The sequence below is a fragment of the Paenibacillus albidus genome (assembly GCF_014644435.1).
Lineage (GTDB): Bacteria > Bacillota > Bacilli > Paenibacillales > Paenibacillaceae > Paenibacillus_AQ > Paenibacillus_AQ albidus.
Map to the genome: position 1 here is coordinate 15,174 of NZ_BMKR01000052.1, position 24,042 is coordinate 39,215.

29 protein-coding genes and 5 tRNA genes are annotated in these 24,042 nt (G+C 49.1%); 14 read left to right on the forward strand and 20 right to left on the reverse strand.

Going from position 1 to position 24,042, the window contains the following annotated elements:
* Positions 1-159: 159 nt before the first annotated feature.
* The 5 genes from IEY53_RS31970 to IEY53_RS31990 form a co-directional block, all read right to left on the reverse strand.
* Positions 160-1,086: a copper amine oxidase N-terminal domain-containing protein gene (locus tag IEY53_RS31970; protein WP_189032018.1), complete on the reverse strand. Its 927-nt coding sequence runs from the start codon at positions 1,084-1,086 to the stop codon at positions 160-162.
* 61 nt (positions 1,087-1,147) lie between these two features.
* The gene (locus IEY53_RS31975; protein ID WP_189032072.1) at positions 1,148-1,576 is read right to left on the reverse strand and encodes a thiol-disulfide oxidoreductase DCC family protein; all 429 of its coding nucleotides are present in this window, start codon (positions 1,574-1,576) and stop codon (positions 1,148-1,150) included.
* A 133-nt stretch (positions 1,577-1,709) separates the two neighbouring features.
* Positions 1,710-1,991 carry a hypothetical protein gene (locus tag IEY53_RS31980; protein ID WP_189032020.1) on the reverse strand — a complete coding sequence of 94 codons (282 nt, stop codon included), beginning with the start codon at positions 1,989-1,991 and terminating at the stop codon, positions 1,710-1,712.
* 304 nt (positions 1,992-2,295) lie between these two features.
* Positions 2,296-3,258: an alpha/beta hydrolase gene (locus IEY53_RS31985; protein WP_189032022.1), complete on the reverse strand. Its 963-nt coding sequence runs from the start codon at positions 3,256-3,258 to the stop codon at positions 2,296-2,298.
* Entirely contained in the window at positions 3,255-3,890 is a 636-nt protein-coding gene (locus tag IEY53_RS31990) for a TetR/AcrR family transcriptional regulator (protein WP_229696463.1), read from the reverse strand. Before IEY53_RS31990 ends, IEY53_RS31985 begins: the two co-directional genes overlap by 4 nt.
* A gap of 188 nt (positions 3,891-4,078) precedes the next feature.
* Here IEY53_RS31990 and IEY53_RS31995 point away from each other — a divergent pair, with 188 nt between their 5' ends.
* The gene (locus IEY53_RS31995; RefSeq protein ID WP_189032027.1) at positions 4,079-4,558 is read left to right on the forward strand and encodes a glutathione peroxidase; all 480 of its coding nucleotides are present in this window, start codon (positions 4,079-4,081) and stop codon (positions 4,556-4,558) included.
* Between the two features lie 111 nt (positions 4,559-4,669).
* Here IEY53_RS31995 and IEY53_RS32000 read toward each other — a convergent pair.
* Positions 4,670-4,752, reverse strand: a tRNA-Leu gene (locus tag IEY53_RS32000).
* 83 nt (positions 4,753-4,835) lie between these two features.
* On the reverse strand, positions 4,836-5,201 hold the full coding sequence (locus tag IEY53_RS32005) for a helix-turn-helix domain-containing protein (protein ID WP_189032029.1): 366 nt from the start codon (positions 5,199-5,201) through the stop codon (positions 4,836-4,838).
* Positions 5,202-5,345: 144 nt separating this feature from the next.
* Between IEY53_RS32005 and IEY53_RS32010 the strand changes: the two genes are divergently transcribed.
* On the forward strand, positions 5,346-5,543 hold the full coding sequence (locus tag IEY53_RS32010) for an XRE family transcriptional regulator (RefSeq protein ID WP_189032073.1): 198 nt from the start codon (positions 5,346-5,348) through the stop codon (positions 5,541-5,543).
* A 35-nt stretch (positions 5,544-5,578) separates the two neighbouring features.
* Positions 5,579-6,214, forward strand: a complete 636-nt coding sequence (locus IEY53_RS32015; RefSeq protein WP_189032031.1) for a PAS domain-containing protein — start codon at positions 5,579-5,581, stop codon at positions 6,212-6,214.
* 68 nt (positions 6,215-6,282) lie between these two features.
* Here the strand turns inward: IEY53_RS32015 and IEY53_RS32020 are convergent.
* The 7 genes from IEY53_RS32020 to imm48 all read right to left on the reverse strand — a co-directional run bounded on the left by IEY53_RS32020 (position 6,283) and on the right by imm48 (position 9,196).
* Positions 6,283-6,365: transfer RNA gene (locus IEY53_RS32020), tRNA-Leu, on the reverse strand.
* A gap of 7 nt (positions 6,366-6,372) precedes the next feature.
* Positions 6,373-6,444 (reverse strand) — tRNA-Glu (locus IEY53_RS32025).
* Between the two features lie 163 nt (positions 6,445-6,607).
* On the reverse strand, positions 6,608-7,744 hold the full coding sequence (gene ald, locus IEY53_RS32030) for an alanine dehydrogenase (RefSeq protein ID WP_189032033.1): 1,137 nt from the start codon (positions 7,742-7,744) through the stop codon (positions 6,608-6,610).
* 314 nt (positions 7,745-8,058) lie between these two features.
* Positions 8,059-8,150: transfer RNA gene (locus tag IEY53_RS32035), tRNA-Ser, on the reverse strand.
* Between the two features lie 7 nt (positions 8,151-8,157).
* Positions 8,158-8,233 (reverse strand) — tRNA-Asn (locus tag IEY53_RS32040).
* 91 nt (positions 8,234-8,324) lie between these two features.
* Complete coding sequence (locus tag IEY53_RS32045) at positions 8,325-8,873, reverse strand: hypothetical protein (protein WP_189032035.1); 549 nt, start codon at positions 8,871-8,873, stop codon at positions 8,325-8,327.
* Between the two features lie 2 nt (positions 8,874-8,875).
* Positions 8,876-9,196, reverse strand: coding sequence for an Imm48 family immunity protein (gene imm48 / locus IEY53_RS32050; RefSeq protein ID WP_189032037.1), 321 nt, complete (start codon positions 9,194-9,196; stop codon positions 8,876-8,878).
* Between the two features lie 241 nt (positions 9,197-9,437).
* On the opposite strand from imm48, the gene IEY53_RS32055 reads away from it, so the two are divergent.
* Positions 9,438-10,076, forward strand: coding sequence for a pentapeptide repeat-containing protein (locus tag IEY53_RS32055; RefSeq protein ID WP_189032039.1), 639 nt, complete (start codon positions 9,438-9,440; stop codon positions 10,074-10,076).
* 65 nt (positions 10,077-10,141) lie between these two features.
* Here the strand turns inward: IEY53_RS32055 and IEY53_RS32060 are convergent, their stop codons facing one another.
* On the reverse strand, positions 10,142-10,627 hold the full coding sequence (locus IEY53_RS32060) for a SprT family protein (RefSeq protein ID WP_189032075.1): 486 nt from the start codon (positions 10,625-10,627) through the stop codon (positions 10,142-10,144).
* A 120-nt stretch (positions 10,628-10,747) separates the two neighbouring features.
* On the opposite strand from IEY53_RS32060, the gene IEY53_RS32065 reads away from it, so the two are divergent.
* The 3 genes from IEY53_RS32065 to IEY53_RS32075 all read left to right on the forward strand — a co-directional run bounded on the left by IEY53_RS32065 (position 10,748) and on the right by IEY53_RS32075 (position 11,949).
* Entirely contained in the window at positions 10,748-11,110 is a 363-nt protein-coding gene (locus IEY53_RS32065; RefSeq protein ID WP_189032041.1) for a hydrolase/acyltransferase, read from the forward strand.
* 103 nt (positions 11,111-11,213) lie between these two features.
* Positions 11,214-11,345 (forward strand): cortex morphogenetic protein CmpA, encoded by a 132-nt coding sequence (gene cmpA, locus IEY53_RS32070; RefSeq protein WP_189032043.1) that lies wholly within the window; start codon positions 11,214-11,216, stop codon positions 11,343-11,345.
* Between the two features lie 121 nt (positions 11,346-11,466).
* Positions 11,467-11,949, forward strand: coding sequence for a hypothetical protein (locus IEY53_RS32075; RefSeq protein ID WP_189032045.1), 483 nt, complete (start codon positions 11,467-11,469; stop codon positions 11,947-11,949).
* A gap of 33 nt (positions 11,950-11,982) precedes the next feature.
* Here IEY53_RS32075 and IEY53_RS32080 read toward each other — a convergent pair whose 3' ends face one another.
* A complete protein-coding gene (locus IEY53_RS32080; protein ID WP_189032047.1) occupies positions 11,983-12,474 on the reverse strand; it encodes a hypothetical protein in 492 nt (163 codons plus the stop codon).
* A gap of 146 nt (positions 12,475-12,620) precedes the next feature.
* On the opposite strand from IEY53_RS32080, the gene IEY53_RS32085 reads away from it, so the two are divergent.
* Positions 12,621-13,349, forward strand: coding sequence for a hypothetical protein (locus IEY53_RS32085; RefSeq protein WP_189032049.1), 729 nt, complete (start codon positions 12,621-12,623; stop codon positions 13,347-13,349).
* Positions 13,350-13,442: 93 nt separating this feature from the next.
* On the opposite strand, the gene IEY53_RS32090 is transcribed toward IEY53_RS32085, so the two are convergent.
* On the reverse strand, positions 13,443-13,934 hold the full coding sequence (locus IEY53_RS32090) for a DinB family protein (protein ID WP_189032051.1): 492 nt from the start codon (positions 13,932-13,934) through the stop codon (positions 13,443-13,445).
* Positions 13,935-14,121: 187 nt separating this feature from the next.
* Between IEY53_RS32090 and IEY53_RS32095 the strand changes: the two genes are divergently transcribed.
* Positions 14,122-14,691: a CGNR zinc finger domain-containing protein gene (locus IEY53_RS32095; protein ID WP_308424273.1), complete on the forward strand. Its 570-nt coding sequence runs from the start codon at positions 14,122-14,124 to the stop codon at positions 14,689-14,691.
* A 282-nt stretch (positions 14,692-14,973) separates the two neighbouring features.
* Here the strand turns inward: IEY53_RS32095 and IEY53_RS32100 are convergent, their stop codons facing one another.
* Positions 14,974-15,642 (reverse strand): hypothetical protein, encoded by a 669-nt coding sequence (locus IEY53_RS32100; protein ID WP_189032055.1) that lies wholly within the window; start codon positions 15,640-15,642, stop codon positions 14,974-14,976.
* 699 nt (positions 15,643-16,341) lie between these two features.
* Between IEY53_RS32100 and IEY53_RS32105 the strand changes: the two genes are divergently transcribed.
* The 5 genes from IEY53_RS32105 (at position 16,342) to IEY53_RS32125 (ending at position 19,438) form a co-directional block, all read left to right on the forward strand.
* The gene (locus tag IEY53_RS32105) at positions 16,342-16,950 is read left to right on the forward strand and encodes a hypothetical protein (protein ID WP_189032057.1); all 609 of its coding nucleotides are present in this window, start codon (positions 16,342-16,344) and stop codon (positions 16,948-16,950) included.
* Between the two features lie 36 nt (positions 16,951-16,986).
* Positions 16,987-17,319: a hypothetical protein gene (locus tag IEY53_RS32110; protein WP_189032059.1), complete on the forward strand. Its 333-nt coding sequence runs from the start codon at positions 16,987-16,989 to the stop codon at positions 17,317-17,319.
* 92 nt (positions 17,320-17,411) lie between these two features.
* Positions 17,412-17,840, forward strand: coding sequence for a ligand-gated ion channel (locus tag IEY53_RS32115; RefSeq protein ID WP_189032061.1), 429 nt, complete (start codon positions 17,412-17,414; stop codon positions 17,838-17,840).
* A gap of 417 nt (positions 17,841-18,257) precedes the next feature.
* Positions 18,258-18,740 carry an RNA polymerase sigma factor gene (locus IEY53_RS32120; RefSeq protein ID WP_189032063.1) on the forward strand — a complete coding sequence of 161 codons (483 nt, stop codon included), beginning with the start codon at positions 18,258-18,260 and terminating at the stop codon, positions 18,738-18,740.
* A 2-nt stretch (positions 18,741-18,742) separates the two neighbouring features.
* On the forward strand, positions 18,743-19,438 hold the full coding sequence (locus IEY53_RS32125; protein WP_189032064.1) for a zf-HC2 domain-containing protein: 696 nt from the start codon (positions 18,743-18,745) through the stop codon (positions 19,436-19,438).
* 403 nt (positions 19,439-19,841) lie between these two features.
* Here IEY53_RS32125 and IEY53_RS32130 read toward each other — a convergent pair whose 3' ends face one another.
* Complete coding sequence (locus tag IEY53_RS32130; RefSeq protein ID WP_189032066.1) at positions 19,842-21,821, reverse strand: GTP-binding protein; 1,980 nt, start codon at positions 21,819-21,821, stop codon at positions 19,842-19,844.
* 159 nt (positions 21,822-21,980) lie between these two features.
* Positions 21,981-23,969, reverse strand: a complete 1,989-nt coding sequence (locus tag IEY53_RS32135) for a DUF2207 domain-containing protein (protein ID WP_189032068.1) — start codon at positions 23,967-23,969, stop codon at positions 21,981-21,983.
* Between the last annotated feature and the right edge of the window lie 73 nt (positions 23,970-24,042).

Genomic DNA, 24,042 nt, shown 5'->3' on the forward strand with positions numbered 1-24,042 from the left:
ATAGTCAAAAAAGGACAGCAAAAAAAGCACCGACAATAACCGTGAGATACGGTCATTGAACGGTGCTTCCGTTACTATCCTTTAATTTACAGCTATACTAACATAGATATAGAGAGGCGGCAATCTTTTTTTTCACACATCTTCCGCATCGGTTTCCCCTTATCCATGTTTCCCCACTTTCGTCTCCCCCGGTATAGGCACAATGAATGACTTCAGGGTGTCCGTCCACTCCAAATGCTGTCCTGCCGGAGCAGGTGTCCCATCCGTATACGTCATGCCATACATAATTTGGCTGCTCCACGCATTGGTATTGAAATAGGCATACGCCGGTGCTATAGAGGGCTCAACGCCGTCTTCTTCTATGATGGGGTGACCAAACAACGATGCTACTCCCCGGTTAGTTGCCTCCTTGGACAAGTCCAGCCTGGCCAGCCACTCCATCTTCTGAATATTGTCTTTAATTTCGTAATACATTACCAGATCCCCGTGCAGCACAAAATAACAGTCCGAACGTCCCGCGGGAAAATAGTAGGTTGAGGACAGTCCCTCCTCCTTTCCGCTTATGGGTTTGAACGCACGGCTTTCATCCACCGGCATTTGCAGCGCGGCTAACCGCGATTTCGCCAAATCGCTGCCGTTGTAATTTTGGACGATAGCGGTAGTTGCCCGTTCCTGAATCCAGACCTTGTTCGCGGCTGCGTCCACCCTGACTCTTGCTCCCAGCGCTTCAGAGATGAATCTCAGCGGGACCGTAATCCGGCCATCCACATTCTTTGCCGGCACATCCAGGGATACAGCCTTATCATTAATCCATGCCCCCCGCTCTCCGGCTTTGATCTTAATAACAGTGTTATCCCTGGTAATGGTTGCTTTTTGGGCATTCACATCCCACTGAAGCCCTATATTCTTGAAGCTCCGAAAAGCCGCCAGCGGAACCATCACCCTCCCGTTAGCCTGCTGGACTCCATATTCCACACTTGAATTGTTCACCATTACCTGGAGTTTTGGGGCAGCCGATACCATAGTAGCGGCACTCAGAAAAAGAACCATCCCCGCCATCATCCGGAAAACTGCCTTCCAGACCATTTTCCCATCTCCCGCCGTCAGATTTATGAACCAAGCGCAGTTATACGCTTTCAAAATAAGATTACAAAAACCTCCGCCGAAGCTCCGGTGTCGGAATCATACACTGCTCATCTCGCCCAAACCAGCGGTAGCGATTCTTGGCCACATACTTGTACATAGCATTGCGGAGCGGTCTGGGTACCAGAATGAACACATAGGCAGCCGGCCACGGAAAACGAAGCCTGCGGGCGATTCGCAGCGCAGCGGCCGATTCCGTGTACACCACTCCGTCCTCAAGCAGCACCACTGTGCTAAGTTGGCCCGGGTCGAGACTCGTGCCCTGCAGCAATTGCCGGGAGGTCTCACTCTGCAGAGGGGCAAACAGGAACCGGCCTTTGGGATCGCGCGGGATGATGAACCGGACAAGCCCTTGACACAAGTGGCATACCCCGTCGATCAGCACCACAGAGTGCCCCTCAATTTTGCCGCCAAGCTCTGAACTCAGCGCCATAGGTTCTTTTCCCGGCAGTTCCCTCATCTCGATTCTCCCCTTTCCCTCTGCTTCATTACCATCATATTCCTATCTTTCAGAAAAAACAAAAACGCGGAATAAGCTCCCGCGCCGTCATGTTCCGTTCATTTAATTATTCAGCAATGGCCTTCTCGATCCAGTTGCCGTCACCGATCATTTGCCCTTCGAAATCAGCAGTGAATGCATCCATGCATTTGCAGATGAAGTCTTTGCGGCAAATCGGGCATGGAGCTTTAAGCAAACGGCTGATGTTCGTCATTTTCCATTCCGGAAACCGATGATAAAACGCGCGGCACTCCGTTCCGTCAGCAAGCTTGATAATGAACTCGTACAATCCTTCCTTATCGTTGCTGCTGGCTTTGGTCACATTCGTAATATTCGGTCTGTAAGACATCTTCATCACCCATTATTTAAATTTTTGGTTATTAATCGCACGCACGACGTATTCAGATACTTAGACATATTAAAGAATTTTGGGGGTGATGTCAACCAAAGCACCCGCTTAGGGTGTCTAAATGTTCCTCTTTTTTGCTTCAGCTGTCTTTATTTAGCCATTATTGCCAATAAAGCCCTCTGTTACCCCTTCCTTTTCCGCCTGGAGGCAACAAAGAATCCGGCCAGTTGGCCGGACCCTAAGCTGATCTCTATATTAAACTTCAGGCAGTTTTTGAAACCCCGAATCAAGCTTTTATACCCGTTTAGTTTCCAACATACTCATCCATAAAGCGGTCTACTCTTTGGAAATATTCAGTCGGGTAGTGGTTGAGAGCATCGATATGCTCCGTATTTTGCGGGTACCATGCCTCTGCACTTGGGTTATCTTTTAAGGACTCGTAGATAATTTCTGTATTTTTATAACTAATTTGCTGATCTCCAGTACCATGAATGAGCATAACTGGCTTGTCTTGCATCTTTTTCACCGCATCCATAGGAGATACGGAATCAAGATCAACCTTAAAGGCCCAATTTGCCATCCAAGTCGATGTATAACTGAAGGGAAACGCAGGTAAACCTGAAAAGAAGGGCAAACCCTCTCTCAGAAATAGACCGGCATTACGAAAAGGACTATCTGCAATTACGGCTTTGATATCATCACTTTCACTTGCGGCTAGCAAAGAAGTAGCAGCACCCATTGAAAAGCCGATCACTCCAATGTTATCACCCGTATGGTTTCTGGATTTTAAATAGCTCACCGCTCCCAGCAAATCGTATTTTTCATTGAGGCCCAGGGTAATCAAATCACCATCGGATTTACCTTGCGAGTTGAGGTCGAATGCCAATACATTGTAGCCTTTCGGTACGAAATGCTCTACTAACTTTTGGGTCCGCCCTTTGACTAAACGATTGCTCGTGTATCCATGGACGACAATAATCGTCTGATTACTTGCTTTACCAGAAGGAAAAAAGGTCCCTCTAATCGTATTATCATTTTTCAAACTCTTGAACTCAACCTCTTCGTAGGGAGTTTTAGCGATATTCAATTCGTAGCTGACATTAGTGTCTTTAGGATGATGCAACAAGGTGTCTACTACTTTATAAGATATAAAAAATACAAGAGCTATCACAAGCAAAAGCACGATCCCCAGGCTCCATAAAATTTTCTTCCGTCTTTTCACACGAACGTTAAATGTCAGATCGGGTTGTAATGATGTTTGGCTCATTCAGACTCCTCCAGTTTTTCTTTAGGTTGTATGGGTGCGAACAAATAAAAGGCATGCCCCTTCAGATTTTCCCACTCGGGATGATGAAGAATATTTTCTCCAAGAGTTAAAGCCACTCCATTTAAGAAAGAGATATATGCACGAGAGATCATTGCCGGAGAAAAGCTTTTGTTGAATTCTCCCATGGACTGTCCTTTGGCATAGACGGATTCGATCTTATCTGTCATTACCTTTATACTTTCAAGGACCTTCTCTGTAAGTTCAGGGAATCTTATTCGTTGTCCTAAAACAGATTGGACAAGCCGTAATTCATTTGTATAGAAGTAGATATGATCGAATTGTTCTTTCACCATGTTCTTGATCAATGCCCCCGGCGTCCCCTCTTGTTGTAGACAGGCAAGTGATTTCACCTGAATATCAGCAAGCGGCTCCAGGACAGCGGCGTAGAATAAAGCTTCTTTACTAGGGAAATATTGAAAAATGGTTCCGGGAGTCACTCCCACACTCTGGGCAATGATAGCCGTTGTGGTATTTGAATATCCACTTTCTGCAAACAGGACTACAGCTTCTTTTAGGATACGTTTACGCCGCTCCTGTCTTTTTTCTTCATTGACGGGTCTGGCCAAATACATTCTCCTCTCTTTAAACAAAACTTTATTTAATTAATTAATTAATCATTTATTTAATTAATAATATAACTTTAATTTCGACTTATAGCAATAGTGAATTTAGCTTAATAAATTTGACTAACTCCATAAATAGTATACAATTAAATTGTTATAAATATATTTTCGGATATTCCCAAAAGGAGGCATCATCCATGAGCATTTATGATTTTGAGGCCCAAACGCTGCGCGGTGAAGAAGAATCACTGGCCAAGTACAAAGGCAAGGTGCTGCTCGTTGTGAATACGGCGAGTAAATGCGGGTTCACCCCTCAATATAAGGGGCTGCAGGAGGTTTATGAGAAATTCAAAGACCGCGGCTTTGAAGTACTCGGTTTCCCCAGCAATCAGTTTGCCGGGCAGGAGCCGGGTCAAAGCGGGGAGATCGAGGAGTTCTGCCAGATTAACTACGGGGTGACCTTCCCCATGTTCGAGAAAGTCGATGTCAAAGGAGAAGAAGCCCATCCGCTGTTCCAATACCTGTCCAAGGAAGCACCGGGCGTACTCGGGTCCAAGAGCATTAAATGGAACTTCACCAAATTCCTTGTCGACCAGGAAGGGCGTGTACTGAAACGGTTCGCACCCAAGACTACGCCGGACCAGATCGAAGCGGATATCGCCAAACTGCTCAAGTAAAGATATAAAAAAGGATACTCCGACGCACCATGCTGCAGCTGCGTAGAGTATCCTTTTGGGTAAACAAAAAAGAAGCCCTCTATTCGAAGAGCTTCCGTTACTTCTGCATAATGCGGTAGAGAGGACTCGAACCTCCACGGGTATACACCCACTACCCCCTCAAGATAGCGTGTCTGCCATTCCACCACTACCGCGCGGTGACTATTACCTGATGCTTTGTTTGAGGCCAACACTCATTATTATAAGTCCACTCTTTGCAAAAGTAAAGATCCCGGCTTCAGGAATTTTTATCCTCCGCTTTGCGCTTGCGATATTCGGTGAATTCTATGTACTCTTTGATAAATTCCTGCTCCTTAGGAAGCAGTTCCTCTGCGTGGCAATCCAGTTGCCGTATTTGCTCAAAAAAATAATCACCGGAGCCCTCACGCAAAATTTCGGCAGGTTGCTTGCCCAGAATAAGCCAGTCCAGGCTGACATTAAAAAAGGCCCCGATCTCAATCAGCTTATGTGTGCCGGGTGTGGATTTACCCCGCTTCCAATCTCCCATATTACCGGTGCTGATCCCCAGCTGCTCACCGAAAGATTTCTTGGTAATTCCTTTTTGTTTAATGAGATATTCTATCCGCTCGTAGATGGACTGCATACACAAACCGCCTTTCTTCGCTTTGAAATTACGTATTTACGATATTTATTATTGTAAAATGACGTAAAAAAGTATATAATTAACTATTATTATGTCTTATCCCATTATATCACACGGCTGGAATGTCGATAAGAGGTGAGTCAGCTGAACAGCAAACGTCCCATAACACCCTACGGGTGGGCAATCAAACAACGCTTGACGGAAATGCGTGTGGATCAAAAGGAATTCTGCCGGATGTATGGAATTCCTCCCTACCGCCTGTCCAATCTAATTCATGGCACACGCAGGGCCGAGCGCTACCGCCGTCAGGTCGAGAAGCTTTTGGACCTTCCCCCATCCTAGCCTTTCATCCTGCAAGATCCAAGGAGCGATAACCCTTGTCCAAAAGCATATCCACTACCCTTACCCAATCACTCGAAACGATGCCGCACAATACTCTGGTTATCGACAGATATGGAAGCATTCTGTATGCCAACAGCAGCTGGATCGCCCACATCAGCGAATACGGCTTGTCTACCGCGGGAGATTGGGTGGGGATGAATTACTTTGATCTGCTCACGGAGCTGATCTCAGACGTACACCAGAGAACCGTGCTGCAGGAGTCCTTGCAAGGTATCCTCCGGGGAGAACGGCTTGTATTCAGTGAAGAATATCCCTTCCGCTCCCCAAGGCTAGGAGGACGCCTCTTCCGGATCGACGCCTGCCCCATGCTGGCAGACCCTTTTTCGGCAAGATGCGCACTGGTTATTTCCTGCCATGATGTAGGCCCGGTTATCGAAGGACGGCATCTCCAGCCGATAAGACCAACAGTCTCCCGGGACAAGCAACACAGTTTCCTCCCTATTTGCGCCTCCTGCAAATCCATCCGCAACAGCAAGGAGGAATGGGTGACCATTGAGCGTTTTTTGCAGCATCGGCTATCCGTCCAACTCACGCATGATATCTGTCCGGAATGCATCAGGCTTTTGTATCCCAAATATGCCGGTGCCCTGAAAGGCAACAGCCTGACTTAACTTATCGGCATACAAAAAAAGTAAGAAAACCTCTGCATGCAAAGGATTTCTTACTTTTACTTGTAGTATGCGGTAGAGAGGACTCGAACCTCCACGGGTATACACCCACTACCCCCTCAAGATAGCGTGTCTGCCATTCCACCACTACCGCATAGTTATGACCCGTATGGGATTCGAACCCATGTTACCTCCGTGAAAGGGAGGTGTCTTAACCCCTTGACCAACGGGCCATGATTGTTGGTTATGCTCTTGTCACAACAAAAATGAGTATATCAAACTCCTTGGATTTTGACAAGCACTTTTTAAAATATTTAAGAGAAGGGAGCGTGGCCCCAGTTAACAAAGGCACGCTCCCTCTCCCTCTCTGCCTTCCCACAGAGAATATCTCAGGATCTACCGTTCTTCCCGCACAGTATCCAGTGCAGCAAGACTCTCCGTATAAGAATAACCCAGACTATCCGCTACAGCCTGATTGGTGACCAGACCTCCCGCCACATTAACCCCCTTGGCAAGCGCTTTGTTAAGGCTAACGGCCTCCCGGATGCCATGCTTGGCAATCTGCAGCGCATAGGGAATGGTTACGTTGGTGAGGGCAAGGGTCGAGGTACGTGCCACGGCTCCCGGCATATTGGCTACAGCATAATGGACTACCCCGTGTTTGACATAAGTCGGATCTGCATGTGTCGTAATCCGGTCGATGGTCTCAATGGACCCGCCTTGGTCAATAGCCACATCTACAATAACCGACCCTTCCGCCATTTGCCGGACCATATATTCCTTAACCAGCTTGGGAGCACGCGCCCCCGGAATAAGTACAGCACCGATCAGCAAATCCGCTGTGCGCACCGCCTGCTCCAGATGATACGAATCCGACATGATTGTCACCAGCCGCCCTCCAAAAATATCATCCAGTTCACGCAGCCGCTTCGCGCTCACATCCAGCACGGTTACACGGGCACCCATTCCCAGCGCAATTTTCGCGGCATTGGTACCCACGATGCCGCCGCCGACAATAACGACCTCTGCCGGCTGTACACCGGGAACACCGGCCAGCAGCACTCCTTTGCCGCCATGCGGCTTCTCCAGCAGACTGGCCCCAATCTGCACGGCCATCCGGCCGGCCACTTCACTCATCGGGATCAGCAGAGGCAGGGAACCGTCCTCAAGCTGAATGGTTTCATAACCGACCGCAGTCACACCGCTGTCTGCAAGCGCCCGGGTCAAAGCCGCTTCGGGAGCCAGATGCAGATAGGTGAACAAGATCAGGCCGGAACGGAAATACCCATATTCCTCAGGAAGCGGCTCCTTTACCTTCATGACCATCCCGGCTTGCGCCCACACCTCTGAAGCGAGCGGCAGAATTACAGCCCCCTTGTCCAGATATTCCTGATTGTCGAACCCGCTGCCTGCACCCGCATTTTGCTCTACAAGCACGGTATGTCCGGCTTTCCTAAGCGCCTCTACTCCGGCTGGCGTAATCGCTACCCGATTTTCGTTATTTTTGATTTCCTTGGGGACGCCGACGATCATTTTCGTTTCCTCCTTAAGTTGTGCGCAGGGCCACAGGAGTCACACGAACTTCAGCACCACTGCGGCTTTGACTGGATCATGCGTTTCGTTTATTGTAATTTTGCCAGTGGCCAGTTGCAAGTCCTTGGTCGCAGCAATGCCATCCGGCACCAGTCTCCCAAGATAATATATTTATATGCCGGTACTGTGATGCCGCTATATGTTTCTCTAATAATGCCCAAATAGGCCAGCTTGAGTGCACATAAAAAAGAGCCCCCGCAGGAGCTCTTCGACGTGTTATGTAGATGTGGTTATTTGCTAAGGCCACAATTATGTGGCGGAGAGAGAGGGATTCGAACCCTCGCACCGCTTACGCAGTCTAACCCCTTAGCAGAGGGTCCCCTTATAGCCACTTGGGTATCTCTCCAAGAAAATGGCTCCCCGAACAGGACTCGAACCTGTGACAACTCGATTAACAGTCGAGTGCTCTACCAACTGAGCTATCAGGGAATAATAAATAGCTGAACAAGAAATAATTTATCATGATTTTGGAGTTCCGTCAAGCCGGGGCCCTATATTTTGGGATCGTTTTCAGGAAACTTTAATAATAAACCCACTTTTTATGGTAGGCTGTAAAAAGATCGTCTGCAAAAAGCTCCTGCTCCCTTTCACCAAGCTCCGTCAGTCCCCTGACTTCCTCCATCATGTGGCTGTAATCCGTTACTTCAATTACCCGACCCTCATGAAGCTCCAGTTCAAAGGTTTGCCGATAATCGATAGGACGCTCCCATCCTGCGTAATAGTGGTTTTTATGAACAAATTCTCGGCAAATCAGCATTTTCCCAGTATACGGGACAGACAATTCCACCCCGCGGCATTTACTGCAGCCTAACATATCCGGCTTAGTCCATGTTCCACTCCACTCCACAGGAACCAAGGTATCCTCCAGCCAAATGCAAAGTTCCTTCAGCCACAACTGCTGATTCCGCACTTCATACTGACAAAAGTATCCTCTGTAGCAAGCTGTGAAACGATCATGAGGCTGTAAACCGTACGCTTCCGGTCTAAAAGGCCAGACTTTGTCCAGCCCAACGATATGGAAATCCTTCATCCCGTCATACTGCAGCATATCCGGAATCTGTATCGTCATTTTTAATTGTCCTCTTGTACGGTAATCAGCACTTCTGTGATGTTGTGTCTTAATCCTTCATAGTCCTCATGTTGATACTGGCGGTGGCCATCAATGCCCCTGTGAATAATGGCATTCATTACATCCTGCTTCTGCGGGGCTGTGGACTGAATCAGATTCTCGGCAAAAGCCGTCGCTTGCTCGGGACTATAACCGAATTTGCGGATCAGCAGCGCAATAATCTGCCGCTCTATTTCATTCGTCTCTTCGAAGGTCATTTCCAGCTCCTCAAAAATCTTGTTGGCCAAGTCTATCAATTCCTCTATCGCTTGTTTAATCGGCATGTCAAACTCCTTCCCCCGAAAAAGTATAAGTTCCCCTGCCAAATTATATCATATCTCCCTGGGAGCATTCCGGAGGATTGATCCCCTGCTCACTAAACATGGGGTCAATCCAAAAGATTACACCGGCATATTCCAGCCGAGGGTGGTGCTACGGATCATTTGAACTTTCATGTACAGCACCTCTTCTTTTCAAATATCTTCTGCTACAATTAAGTATCGGCTGAAATAAAAGGAGAATTGTATGAATTTCAAAATCGAAGCACCCAAAATACCTGCTCTTACCTCCCTGGAGACTGTACAGATAGACTTCCTGCAGTCCAAAGAGGAAATTACCCGCTGTATCATCAGCGACTGTATAATTGAAGGCCAGGAAGCAAGCAAAGTCTCGTTCGACAAGGTCCTGTTCAAAAATGTAACCTTCGTCGAATGCTCGCTGCCGGGCATCGAGCTTACGGATACCCTGTTTGAGAATTGTGATTTGTCCAACGTGGATTTCAGCGGGGCCTTTGTGCACCGGACGGTGTTCCAGCAGTGCCGGATGGTCGGCACAGACTTTGCCGACGCCAGATTTCAGAATGTACGTGTGCTGGAGAGTCTGGGGGATATGGCAGCGTTCCGGTTCGCCAATCTGAAGCAGGTGGCCTTTGAGCACTGCTCCCTTCTGAGCGCCGATTATTATCAATCCGTCCTGCACAGCCTCGCTTTCAGCGGGTGCAAGCTCGATCAAGCCACCTTTTCCGGCTCCAGGCTGAAAGGAATAGATCTGAGCGACTGTGACTTCACCGGACTGCATGTAGAAATCGAGGACCTGAACGGCTGTATAATCTCGGCGCAGCAGGCGGCCTCTTTTGCCGGATTGCTTGGCCTTGTCATCAAATAGCACTCCTAACACACAAAACAGCCGAGACCAGGGGTGGAAGAATCCATCCCCGTCTTGGCTGCTTCTTATTTGTCTTGCACTTCCGGTGTCCCGAGCGCCAGCAATTTCAGCTTGCCCCGGCAATTCCCGCAACGGTAACGCTTCGGATCAACCTTGCGCTTGCGCGGATACGCTGTTTCACAGGAGGTACAGACGAGCTTATACCGGTAGGGCAGCGGTTTACGTGCCTTCGCTCCGGGCAAAGTCTGGCAGTAACGGCTGCCGCCGACCTGCTTCAGCAGGTTTTTGAAATCGGCATCCCGGTGCATATAACCCCGCTTCGCCAAATGCAGATGATAGTGGCACAGCTCATGTTTGATGATCTTCTCGGTTTCCTCGCGTCCAAACATAGCCAGCTGATGGGGATTGATCTCTATATTATGGCTTTTGGTAAAATAACGCCCGCCCGTAGAGGACAGTCTGCTGTTAAAAGTGGCCTTGTGCCGGAACGGCACCCCGAAGCTGTCCCGCGACACCTGTTCAATCCACTGCTGCAGCTCTTCATTGCTCATCGTCTCCATCTCGTTCTCTCACAAGTCCTTTCCACGGGAAATCAGATCTCTACTTGAATTGTAACTTGTGCATAGGCTAAACTGTCAAGAAGGAAGACAAGTACGGAGGGAGAATGACCAATGCCGAAAATGCGGTATGTAATCTTACAGCAGCATCAAGAGCTTCAATTCGTAGAAATGCCCGAGGAATATGCTTACCAGCTGAGTGCGCTGAACCTGCGGCTCAATAAAGAAATCGACAAGCTGACCGCCGACAATGTGCCGGACCTGCCGCTCGCGATAGCCGAATGCGATTCGCTGGAGCTGCTGCGCGAGGAGTTGATGCTGGAGTCAGGCCTGAACTATATTAACCGTCTGGAACGGGCTTTTGCAGCCGTGCAGGAGCAGAAGAATTATCCGCTGATCTCCCTGCTGACCGAGATCCGCGCCCTCCAGGCCCAGCTCGAACAGTGGTATGAAGAGGAAGAAGAAGGCGTCCATTAGTCTGATCGCGTCTTTCCTCCGGTTTTGCTTCTTTTAGGCTGCACCTTTGGGCAGTTTCCCTCATATGCTATCTTACGTATGCATGCCAAGAGGAGGGATACCCTTGCCGCAATGGCTCTGCCATCAGCTGATGAAAGCTTATTATAAGAAAGACCGCCGTCAGATCAAGCTGCTGAATGAATGCTGGTTTTTCTACCGCAATGCTGCCGGATCGCGCAGTGAGGCGCAGTTCTAATGCCGGATCAATGGACCGGAATATACGGGAAGCAAGCGGGTATCGCCGTTTAAGCAAGAAGGCGGTATCCGTTTTTGCGCACAAATCAATGACGGATCTAGAAAGGAGCTTCCTTCACTTCATGATTAGCAGCACAAGACACATCCACATTTCTCCGGAAATCCCTTTAGAGGACGCGGCCGATTGCAACGTCTATGTTATTGTCACCTTCCCCGACGGCTCGCGCTGGGCTTCGGATTTCTATACGTACAGGAATATCGAATCCATCCGGGAGGATTATGTACGAAGCGGAGCCTGTCTGAGCGGAGCCTACTGGCCCGCCCCCTCTTCCCTCACTGTGGCGGATCACCTTGGACGGGAGCGCATTGAGGAGATCGTCGATCTTTATATACAGGAGGGCACCTTCGAGTATTCCTTTGAATACATAGGACAGGTAACGGAACACGATTTGGAGTCGATGGACTACCCTGAAGATTTGTTCAATCCTGAAGAAAAATTCGATCCAAGCTATGTTATGAGGCAGTTCGCGTCCTTTGAGCAGATGCTGGGGAACACCACACCTGAGACGATCGAATGGATCAAAAAGCGCATTGCCGGGAAATGACCTTTACATTTTATAGCTCCCTTTATCTCTTTTTCAAACAAGAGGACTGAGCAATTCCTTATTTAACTTTATTACAAAATCGGCTCTGTCAGGAGAATGGTTTTTAATATAAATGCGGTAATCCCCATTCTCTGGAACTTCAATATCCACGGTACCCGTTCCGGTCTGGAGGGTCTCAGTGAACACCTCTTCTGTAGCGATGGACATGATCCCAATCTCAAGCTTCTGATCCTGCTCACTTGTTACAGAGAAAGAGATCGTCTCTCCTTGTTCCCAGGACTCTTGGCCAAAATTATTGGAGCCTCCACCAATCATCCATATGGATAATTCTTTGCCCCCCGCAGGTCCTGTAATTTCTCCCGATATGATTACGGACTCGTCCGGAGCTGCGGTTGGGGCCGCTTCTTGTGCCGATGGAGCCTCAGTTGCTGTAAGCGTTTGGGTAGAAGACCCACGGTCATTCAGTTTAAATACCAGTGCAAATACCAGGACTACTGCCGCCCCAAGCCAAATCATCTTTTTCATCGACTTTCCTCCTAAAGATCATATCTGCTAACCGATTCTTATAATCCTATTAAAACATAGAAATATTGTCAAATATTTTTCCCTAATGCAACTTTTTCGCATTCCACGCGTCAAAATAGCTAAGCTCAAAATAAAGGAGAGAGAATATGCGCATGTTCAAGTACACCGGATGGGTTGCCCTGGTGGCTCTTATGCTGCTGCTGGCCGCCTGCAACAATAATCAGGAAGCTGCACCGGAAGCTACGCCGGAAATCAGTGCGGAAGCCACTGCCACTGCCACTGTGGAACCCACGCAGACACCAGCCCCGCCAGAGGCAGAACCTGCAGAATCAGCACAGCCTGCTGCGGAAGCACCGGACGAAGGCACTCCGCCGACAGCGAAGGAAGCTGCCGCTACTGTAATGAGAGCCCTACAAAATAAAGATATGGACCAGCTGGCGGCATGGGTTCACAAGGACAAGGGCCTGCGCTTCTCCCCATATGCCTATGTGGACCCCAAAAATGATCTCGTATTTACCTCGGAACAGATCGAAGGTTCTATGAAAGACAGTACCCTGTACAAGTGGCGTTCTTTCCCCGGCAACGGCGAGGTGATCGAACTGACCTTTGCGGACTACTTCAAACGTTTTGTCTATGATGCTGATTTCATCAAGGAAGGCGAAATTGCCTTAAACAAAGGCCTTGGAGAGGGAACCACACTGAATAATCTAAACGAAGTGTATCCGAAGGAGAGTTATGATTTTGTCGAATATCATATCGACGGCATAGACCCCAAGGTCGAAGGAATGGATTGGCGCAGCCTGCGTCTTGTGTTCGAGAAGATCGGCGAAGACCATGCGCTTGTGGGCATCATCCACGATCAATGGACCCCTTAAGGATGGGCCGAGGCAACTGCGCGGAATAACTCTTTAAAAAGGCTGTGCCCTAACCCGGGCACAGCCTTTAACTTGCGGGGGATAACCTGGCAGCTAGAATCTGCGTGTAGATGGCCACGATCCCTGAAGCTTGCGCAGCAGTACAATCTGGCCTGTATGGTAGGCATCATGCAGGATCAGGCTCATCACCTCTTCACCCGGCGCATGCCCCGCTCCACCCCAGTCATAAGCCCCTTCTTCCAAAGCTTCGATGACTTCGCGGAGCTGGGCATGGATGCTTTTCAAGTGGGCAACAGCCTTCTGCCAAGCCTCTTCTCCGCTCTCTTTGACCGTGAATGTATCGTCATTGCTATCCGGTTGCGGTTCCTGCTCCAGCCCTTTCAATTTGCGCAGCAGGCGGTCCTTGTAATAGGTCAGGTGGTTAACGGTCTCCCAGATCGAATTCCCCGCTGCTCCCTGCGGCTTCCAGCCTGCTTGCTCGCTGTTCACGCCCTCCAGTGCATCACTGAGCGGCGGTGACCAGTCTTCCGTATCCATGGCATAATCCCAATTTTGCAGCAAAACCTCACTAATCTTATTCTGCATGCTCTACCTCCCGAAAGTTGTTGTTCATTCCGTAACGACTTAAACCTATAAATAATGGTTACACAAAAAATGTAGCATATTCTCCGCCGCCATTCAAGTAACTAGTAAAACTTATTTTTAACTGTTACAATAAAACAAGCAGAGTTGAACGTGAGAAAGGGTGAGCACCTTGCTATGGGATGATTTCGTGAACAGCTATTGGCGGGATTGGCGCACCGGAGACCGGAGCAAGGATCGGGACAAGCTGGAGGATCAGGAATGGCTGGATAAGTGGCTGAAGAAACACGCATTGCCTGAAGGCTTAATACCGGATGAGTCGGAGTTGGAACAGCTGCGGGAGCTGCGTTCCTGGCTATGGGAGCGAATTCAAGAGATTGTAATGGAACAACGTCCGGACAAAATGCAACTGGAGGCGTTGAACAGGTACATGTTGCGCGGGCCGGTGATCCGGCAGATCGTGTGGGATAACGGGCAGCAAGCGGCAATCAAACTGCTGCCACAAGGCAGCGGCTGGGATCAGGTGATGGCGGAGATTGCGGCCTCTTTTGCCGAAGCCTTGCTGGAGAAAGAAGCCTCACGCTTCCGCATCTGCGAGAACCCGGACTGCCTGTGGGTCTACTACGACGATACCCGCAACCGCTCCAAGCGGTACTGCGACGATAAAGCCTGCGGGAATCTGATGAAGGTGCGCCGCTTCCGTGCGCGGAAGAAGGCTGAGCATGAGATGAACCATGCCCCCGAGGATGAAGCGGAGTAAGTTAAAAAGCGGTAGAGCCAAGCACAATTACGCGCCGGAAGCTCTACCGCTGATGCAACATTAGAATTTAGGAAAGACATATTTGACCAGAAAAAATAAAAATCCAAAAAAGATAATGATGTAGGCGGCGTATTTGATGAACGTGGATGCCACCATGCTGGAGTCGGATTTCTTCTTCACCTCAGTGTGTTCAACCTCTACGCTTCTGCAGCATACTTGAACACCTTTCCACGAAAAAGGACCGCGCCGGCTCCAGGAACATGTACCGGCATTTCCGGCTAATTAGCTTTGCCTTACAAGCTCCAGCAAGTCCTCCAAATGGGCGGCCAGTGAATCCAGCTGGTTGCCTACGCGAACCCCCGTTTGCTCCGAGGCCAGAGCCGCTGCCGGCACCATGGACAGCTGCGCGGCGATCACACATTTGCCCGGATGCTCCTTGACGAGCTGACTTAACCCTGCGGATACAGCTGCCAGATACTCGCTTTTGCGGCCTGACATGATAAGCTCGAACGTATTCTCCAGCAGGACAGGCTCGGCCTGGAGCTGCTTGCCTTGTTTGCGGGCGTAGGATAAGAGCTGGTTCATCGACCCTTCCACCGTTCCCGGATTGGTAAAAGCAACCACCACCGCTTCTCCCCTGCCACATATATCCTCAAACAGCGGATCATCGATACAGATTACAGGAACATTGTACCGGTGAATCTCCGGATCAAAAACGGCCGTGAACAGAGTGCAGGTGATCAGGATGGCATCCACGTGGCTTTTGGCGATCCAGTCCAAAGTATCCATGACCTTCTGCTCCACGGTTGCCGCGCTGAAATCCTCGTCCCTCTTCATCCGATCCAGCCCCGGATCTACAAAATGCACCAACTCCACCTTATAAGAACTCAAAGCCTTCTCAATATGCTCAATGTTGGAGTAATGCGCGTGAAAGCAGCCGATTCGTTTCATAGGTATGTATGCCCCTTTGTGAGTTTTAAGGATTGTAACAGGGCGGGAGAGAGTTGTAAATGGGTGGGCGTATGGAGGAGCGGCCCTGGGAGAGACGCTGGTGCATTAACCTAAGCAGGCAAAGGGGGGCTGCTGGGAACTCACCCTTTCGCGCGAAAGCGCTTCCTGATGTATTTAGTGCAGCAGAATCGCTATGGAATCGCCCAAACCTCCATTCTGATGTATTTCGTACACTCAGAATCAAGAAAACAGGCGTTTTCCCGCCTTTTTCTCAATTCCCAATGCATCAAATACACTCAAATCGAAAATGAGCATAGTTTACGCGCGGTCTGATGTACAAAGTGCAGTGGGGAGGCGCACGCATATAACGTTTAACGTTTGTTGGCCTAGTATTTCAAGCGGAAAACGACTAGGCTTCCCGGAGACCATAACTGCTACGGGAGGTTCAATCCACACTCACACGGGAGCGACAGCCATTCTATACTTAAAAATGACATAAAGTTCCTGATAAAAAGGCCAAATTTTAGAGTACCTCTGTACACATTGGCAAAATAGAATTCCATTTCTAATTAATAATTTGAAATTTATAGATAAATTAAAATCATATTCATGATTTGATGTGATTTTATTAACTTCTCCTTTTAATACACTTATGTATTATTTTGTAATATAATATTCCAATAAAAGGAGACATTCTAAATGAAGGAAAGTAGACTTATTAAATCAATAGCAATTTTCGGGCTCGCTATAATGTGGTCAATTCCTGTATACACCGAAAAGGCAGAAGCATCCACATCAAGTGCAATGGTTCATGGGGAAATCAAAACTAAATATGCTTATACAGGAATGACTATTGACCAAGTAAAAAGTCATATTTCAAAACTGAATCTGAACTTTGATGATTTGGTTACTCAATCCATCATAACAATTGAGGATGGAGTTGCTGCAATTAATACTAAACTTCCTGATACTGCAGTTGAAATTGATAATAAGTTATTCGCTGTAACTGATGGACAATTTATGATTGATGAAGTTGATCCAGGAAAACATACTTTTAAAATATATAACAATGACAAGCTATTAGTTGAGAAGGACATTACTGTAGAAAGTGGCCATAATTCTTTACCGATAGAGATAGACCTTGATATTACAGCACTTATTTCTAATTTAGAGGACAAAATGCAACCCGAGGGAGATCAAATGCAGCATATCACTGAAGATAAATTGTCCATTCATGATGCTATGCTCTTCACATCTCCAGATACACTGGTTACACCGATGTCTGATCCAGATTATTGGAATGGATAATACGTTGGGCAGATCTTAGGACAGGGCAATGGTAGGATGCTTTTATTAACTAATCAAGGTCATGTTAGTTGTAATAAATCTTATTATGATCAAGGATCTCGATTCCCAAAAAATGATTCCGACTGTGCTCTAGCTGTTTCGTCAGGTTTAATATATTATTCAAATCCAATACTATTTTCAGCCTATTCTCAAGGGGCATATTGTGTGCAAGAAGCCATGGATTCTGATTTTAATGTTAATCGAGCAAATGTTTATTGTAACAAAACCGCTAAACCGAATGCAGCATATACTCATAATTATTTAAATATGGGGTATAACTGCTCCAGTTTTATGTTTTTGGGTGGTGACGAACGCTTAAATAAATTCTAATTAAAGTATTTAAAATAAAGTCTATAGAGTAGATATTTAATATTTAATTGAAGTTTCTGCTCTTTAGACTTTCAAAATCAGGTGGTGAATTTATGAAAAAAAAAATTTTAGTGGCAGTGGCATTCATATTTTTTCTTTTAGCCCTTTGGTTTGTAATAAGCATCCTGAATAATTTAGATAAATCAGCTACAATGCCTGATACTTACACGATAACTTTTGGCTATAATATCAATGACTCTAACTTATCTTTTATTGATTCAGCGGAAGAATTTACAACAAGGGAAAATCTTAAAGCCCAAATATCTTTTCCCAGTGTACATTTGAAGAGTTCAAAAGGGGTATTTAAGGTGATTAACGTAAGCAGCGGGAAGGTTGTACAGACCTTTAACATGAATATCAACAAAGGCGTCTCAGGTCAAATGTTTAATTTAGATGCCATTGATTGGCCTTTGGGCACATATGAATGTACCTTTGAAATCGACGGCAAGATCTTATCGAAAAACAACTTTGTCCTTAAGTAATTCACATAAATATCCAGTCCGCGAAGGGAACTCATCCAAGTGTGTTTTTTAAGGATTATAGTCAGCCCCTGTATTGATTCGATAATTCTTGCAACTTTTCATGCAAAACACACCCCTCGAATAACACTCCATCCATTATCTCATACAAAATATGTAATAAAAATGGTGCGAGTCTCCCGTGAATTTCATGGGCGCTATACATTCGCACTGTGAAATTACAAACATCAGCCCCTCTATTTACCATTCTAAGCTCCGCTTATCCATAGCACAACAAGCAAAACCTCTTGGGTAGCGGGACAAATATTATTCCACCAACCTCCTCATATTTGTTATGCTGCTTCAGAAACTAAAATTTCTATGTAACCCTTGTAACGTAATAGAGTTTAGTCAGTCTTATAGGTGTGAGGATGTGAGAGCGTGACCGATTTTGATGAGATCTATAATCAATATTTTCGTGAGGTTTATTTATTTGTGTATTCTTTGAGCCGGAATCACTCTCTGGCTGAGGAAGTCACACAGGAGACTTTTTTCAAAGCGCTCAAGAGTATCGACTCCTTCAAAGGCCACTGTAAGCTCAGTGTCTGGCTATGCCAAATCGCGAATAACACTTATTTTTCCCATATGGATAAACAAAAGCGATTAGACCCCGAACACACCATTACCGGAGCAAGCGGGGACAATATTGAAGAAGCTATTCTGAAAAAAGATGATGTCTTTCGAATCCACAAGGCACTGCACCATCTGCATGAACCCTATAAAGAGGTATTCACTCTGAGGGTGTTCGGGGAGCTGTCATATGCACAGATTAGCCAGTTGTTTGAGAAAAGCGAAAGCTGGGCCAGAGTCACTTTTTACCGTTCTAAACACAAAATCCAGGAGTTGCTGAAGGAGGAATCATAGGCATGAGCCAAGTTCATGATGATGTTATTCGCGACCTGCTGCCTTTATATGTGGATGACATCTGTAGTCCGGAAACGAGGAAAATAATAGAGTTGCATCTTGCTACCTCTCCCGAGTTAAAACAGGAGCTGGACAACTTAAAAACAGATCTCCAAATACCTAGTTCGTCAGCCTACAACAACCGTCAAGAGGGACAGGCGATCAAGCGCATTGCCACAGTGTGGAATCGCTCGAGATGGATGTCTTTTATAAAAGGGGGAGCTATAGCTACGTTATCCTGCGCAGTCATTGCACTTGCGTATGTCGGATTGTTCCGCTGGAATATCGCATCAGTCCCTTCGGATGTCATCGCAATCAGCGATGTCGGCAAGCTCGCCGACGGTAAGATCGTGTATCATGTACGTTTGACGGATGGTTACGAATCAAATCAAGCCAATTATTCATATCATGAGGACGGGACCATCTATATTACACCTAAACGACCGATTATTAAAAGCAAAGCCAAGCATGAGAGTGCGATTAGCAGATATGACACTATAGATATGTTCGATTATTATTATAAAGAGAGGTTTGGGCAGGACAAACAGTTTAACACGATCTATTATGGTACTCCAGAGGATCGGGTGCTTGTGTGGGACAAAGACATGAAGGTCCCCCCCGCAAGCGCCAAAGCGGAAGCGGGGTTTGTTCCTGAGTGAATGGGATGAATAGAACGGATGGTGTGCAGCGACGAAATAGCCTCGTACTCAGCTAAAAAATCATTGATTGCAAGCCAAAATAGGCTCGTCTTGAGTAAACACCCCCTTCTATTTGTGAAGGGGGTGTTGGTGCGGGAAGCGGCGGTAACGATAACTTATCCTTCGGATGCGAGGGTGTTTCAAACCACGGTCCCACACAGGGAGCGACAGCGATAATCACCCATGAAAGGGGTTTCATACCTTTTTACATATCAATAATAGGTTAATATCAGTAACTCCACAATTTAAATTTACTTAACCCGCATAGAAACTCCTATAATATGTAATAAAAATGGTGCGAATCTCCCGGGGATTCTATGTGAGCTATACATTCGCACCGCAAATTTGGACCAGTTAATCCCCCTCACCCCTGCAGCGCCTTCCGCACGCTTAGAATATACTTGGCCTGATCCAGCGGGTTCACGCCCCGGCGGGTGCGCTCGGCTGTCACCTCGGGCGGGCATAACTCATACCCGGCAAAAAAGGAGGTGAACGTGCTGCGCCCCTTCGTGAAGGAGCTTAAATGAACGGGATAATCGAGCGACGTCGCCAGCGGCAGACGGCCCTCGATAAGCATCCGGCCGCCTTGCAGCACCGGCGGCTCGAAGGTGCCGCGCATGTGCACCAGGTCGTTCATCACGCGGCCGCCGTTCTCTTCGGGCACCACGATGCGCACCTGGAGAATCGGCTCCAGCAGCCGGGTCCCTACATTGGCCAGACCCTCCATCAGGCCCATCGGAGTCGCCACGGCAAAATCCAGCGGATGGGTATGCCACACATGGTGCTGCCCCTCAACCAGCGTTATCTTCAGGTCGGTGACCTCCCAGCCGTACAGGCCCTGCTGGAGCGCCTCCGGTACACGCCGGGCCGTCTCGTTCTGGTACTGCGGCAGCAAATCCGAGCTGCGCACCACAGATTCATAGGCCAGGCCGCTGCCCGGCGGACCCGGCTCAATCCGGAAGCGCAGAATAGCCCAGCACGGCTTCGGCATGGTGTAGGCAATAAAGCCCTCGCCAGCGCGTGCAGGCGTCTCTTTGTAGATCACGGACGGCTGCCCGAAGGACACCGCCAGACCATAGCGCGATTCCAGTACGCTGCTCAATATTTCGAGCTGGATCGGGCCCATGACTTTGATATGCAGCTCCCGTTCGTCCTGGAGCCACTGGGCATCCAGCAGCGGGTCTTCATCCGCCAGCTCCTGTACGGCACCGATCACCTTATGGTCCTCTGTGCCTTCAGGCCAGAACACCCGGACGGTCAGGAGTGGCACAGCCAGCTTGGCCTCCTGCGGAATCGCCGCCGGACTGCCCAGCACATCCCCGACCCTGACAGCAGGCAGCCCGTAGACCACGGCAATGTCGCCGGCTTCCAGCAGCCCGACATCCTGGGTCTGCCCCCCTTCCACCTTGCGGATCTGGGTCACTTTGCCCTGGAGATCCTGCGTGTAATTCAGCACCGTGTCCCGGTTGCGGAGTGTCCCTTCATATAGGCGGACAAAAGCCATACGCCCCATGCCCGGGTCCCGCTGGATGTTGTACACAATCCCGGACACAGGACGTTCCGCGCTGCCCCCGGCACGCGGGAAATAATCCACCATGGCGTCCAGCAGCGCCGTAATGCCAAGCCCCTTGGCCGCCACTCCGTAGATAAGCGGGAACAACGCGGCTGACGCGGCCTGTTTCGCCAGATGTTTTTTCCAATCCGCCAGATCGGTAACCTCTCCCGACATATACGTCTCCAGCAGCGTTTCATCCCGCTCGGCGAGCGCTTCCAGCAGTTCGGTCTGTGCAGCGTTATCTGCTCCAGCCTGCCATAAATCCTCGGCCCCTGCATACTCCTGCTCAGTCCCTAAAGGGTGCTGAACCGGAATGATGTCTGTGGACAGATAGGTGCGTGCCTGCTTCAATACGGCAAACGGATCGGCGCCGGTGCGGTCCATTTTGTTCATAAAGATCAGGGTCGGAATCCGCAGCTTGCGCAGGGCTCCCCAGATCATCTCGCTCTGGGCCTGCACGCCTTCCACAGCCGACAGAATCAGCACCGCACAATCCATTACTCGCAGTGAACGCTCCACTTCCGATAGAAAATCGACGTGCCCGGGAGTATCGACCAGATTAATCTGCACGCCTTTCCAGGCAAAAGAAGCCAGTGCCGCCCGGACCGAGATGCCCCGCTGCTGCTCAATCTCCATGGAATCCGTCAGCGCCGTGCCGGTGTCCACACTGCCCAGCGCCCGAATGCGCCCACTCTCATATAAAAGATGCTCCGTCGTTGTGGTCTTCCCGGCATCGACATGAGCGAATATCCCTACATTGATCCGTTCTATTCCTTGTTGTTCAGTCATCATTGTTGTTCTCCTGTTCTCCTGTCACAACAGGCTTGGGTTCGCCAGCATTCCCCTTAAGTCTACAGCTTCAAGAAGCCGTATTCTATAGCATAATATCTTCAGCTGCCAGGCGGCAAATGCGCCATTGGTCCATATCCGGCCTTAGAGTCTTAAGGGTTAAAAAGCCCCCGTGCCCCCGCCGTCGCCTCCTCCAGAGCTTCCTCCAGAGCTCCCGCCTCCATCATAAGAGCTTCCCGAGGAGGACAGCTCCGGCGTAACATAATCCACCAAACGCTGGGTATAGACCAAACCCTCCAACATAACCAAATGTCCGGCTGCCACTTCGGCAGAACCCGGCCACCGACGCTGTACAGCCGCCAAATAACGTTTGCCGACATCCAGGGTGAGTGCGAACTCTCCCCACCGGACAAATGCTTCTGTGTCAGCGGCGGACCCGGCGGCTCCACCGGAAACCCCGCCTTGGCCCAGCCGTCTCCGCCATAACTTCAGGGCAGAGCGGTAACGCATGGCTTCCGCAGACAGCAGATAACGCGGCACCAGCGGCACCAGCACAAGCGTGAGAAAAAGCAGGTATATATAGGCCGTCCCAGCCCGCGTGTCTGCAAGTCCGGCCACCGTGAGCAGGCAACCTAGAAGGGACAGCAGCATCGGCCATGTTTTCCGGCTATAAATAGTACTGAGGATACCTCCGGCTGTCAGGAGAACGGCCGCAACCCCGTAGCCCCATCCCCCTGCGCCTTCTTCCGCCAATAAATAGAGTACAAACAATAAATGAAGCAGAGACAAGCTGCCCCAAATCCAGCGCAGGTGGGGATTCGGGCGCACATATTCCTGAAAGGGCTTTTCCCCGGAGAGCAAGGCGGCCCATTCTTTGAAATCTTTCTCTAACTGCAGTGCCTTTTTGCGGTAGCTCCGCCGGTCCTTCCCCGACTTCCGCTCTTTCGGCGTGGGACCGGCAATAGTTTCCGGGGAGAATTGCTTGCCATAGCTGCGAAAAAACCGCTTTACCAAAAAGAGGTCCATCTTGTTCAAAAACCGCCGCTGTCCCTGAAAGATGAATTTGGGCAGCCGGTCCGGCCCGTTGTCATCCTGGCGGAAACGCACCGGAGCTGTCCCCTCTTCCATAACCGCCAGACCGCGCTGCCGCAGCGAGAACACCCCGGCGAAGAGATCCCGCTTCTTGAGCCGGCCTCTGCGGTATATATAGGCAGCCAGCAGCGGGTCCATGGTCTCAAGTATGGACGGCGGCAGCTCGCCCCGCCGCATTAAAGCCATCATCCGCCGCGGTGACAGAATACGCAGCACAAGCATAACAGCAAAGCCGAGGGACAGGAGCCGGGCCGCCTTCTCCACCGGAGCCAAAGCCGCATCCCGTTCAGCCCGGGCCGCTTCCCTTGCTTCTCTCTCCTGCGCCGCCTTCTCATCCTCCACTTCCTGTGGCACTCCCGTCCCGTTGTATACCGGCGCATCTCCCATCCGTTCCTCCGGAAACGAGATTCTCATATGGGCGGTGCCGTCAGCAGCCAGACGTTCATTGGCATAATGCAGCGTCAGCGGGCTGCCGGAAGAGGCATCCGGCTTCAGCATCACCACTTCTCCGCCACCTGCAGTGTCCAGCAGCTCATAGCCCACACGCCCGCTGTCGCTGTTGCCGCTTCCCGGCAGCAGAATGTCTATCGTGACGTTGCCCAGATCCTTTTGATTATGGGTCAGGAAATGCCAGTCCAGCTCGCCCCGGTCCGTGTATCTTACAGCTGCTGCCTTAACTCTGTAGCGGTAATATACCCGCTTTCTTTCGTCTTCGGATGCCGTATAGGCATAATAGGTATCATTGTCTTGATTGAGCTTAACCGTAAGCCGGTTCAAATTGTCATATGTAAAATCTGCAAATTTCCCGGTTGCAGGCGGTATGTAGGCTTCAAAATATTCTATTTCCGGATGCCCTGCGGTATCAATGTATCGGGTGGCCCCATTCCAGGAACCCTTAAAGGTATAGGTGAACAGCTCCTGGACAATTAAATCGCCATCCGGCAGAATCCGGGCCTGGACCTCTACGTTGTCAATCGTATAATCCTTGCCGGGACCGCAGCCAGCAAGCAGCAGCAACAGCAGCACAATAAAGGGGAGAACAAGCCGTTTTTTCATAGAGTCACTCCTTATTTGACACTCCCACAGCTAAAGCAGTGGGATTCTTGGGTGATTAAGTCGAAGTGCATTT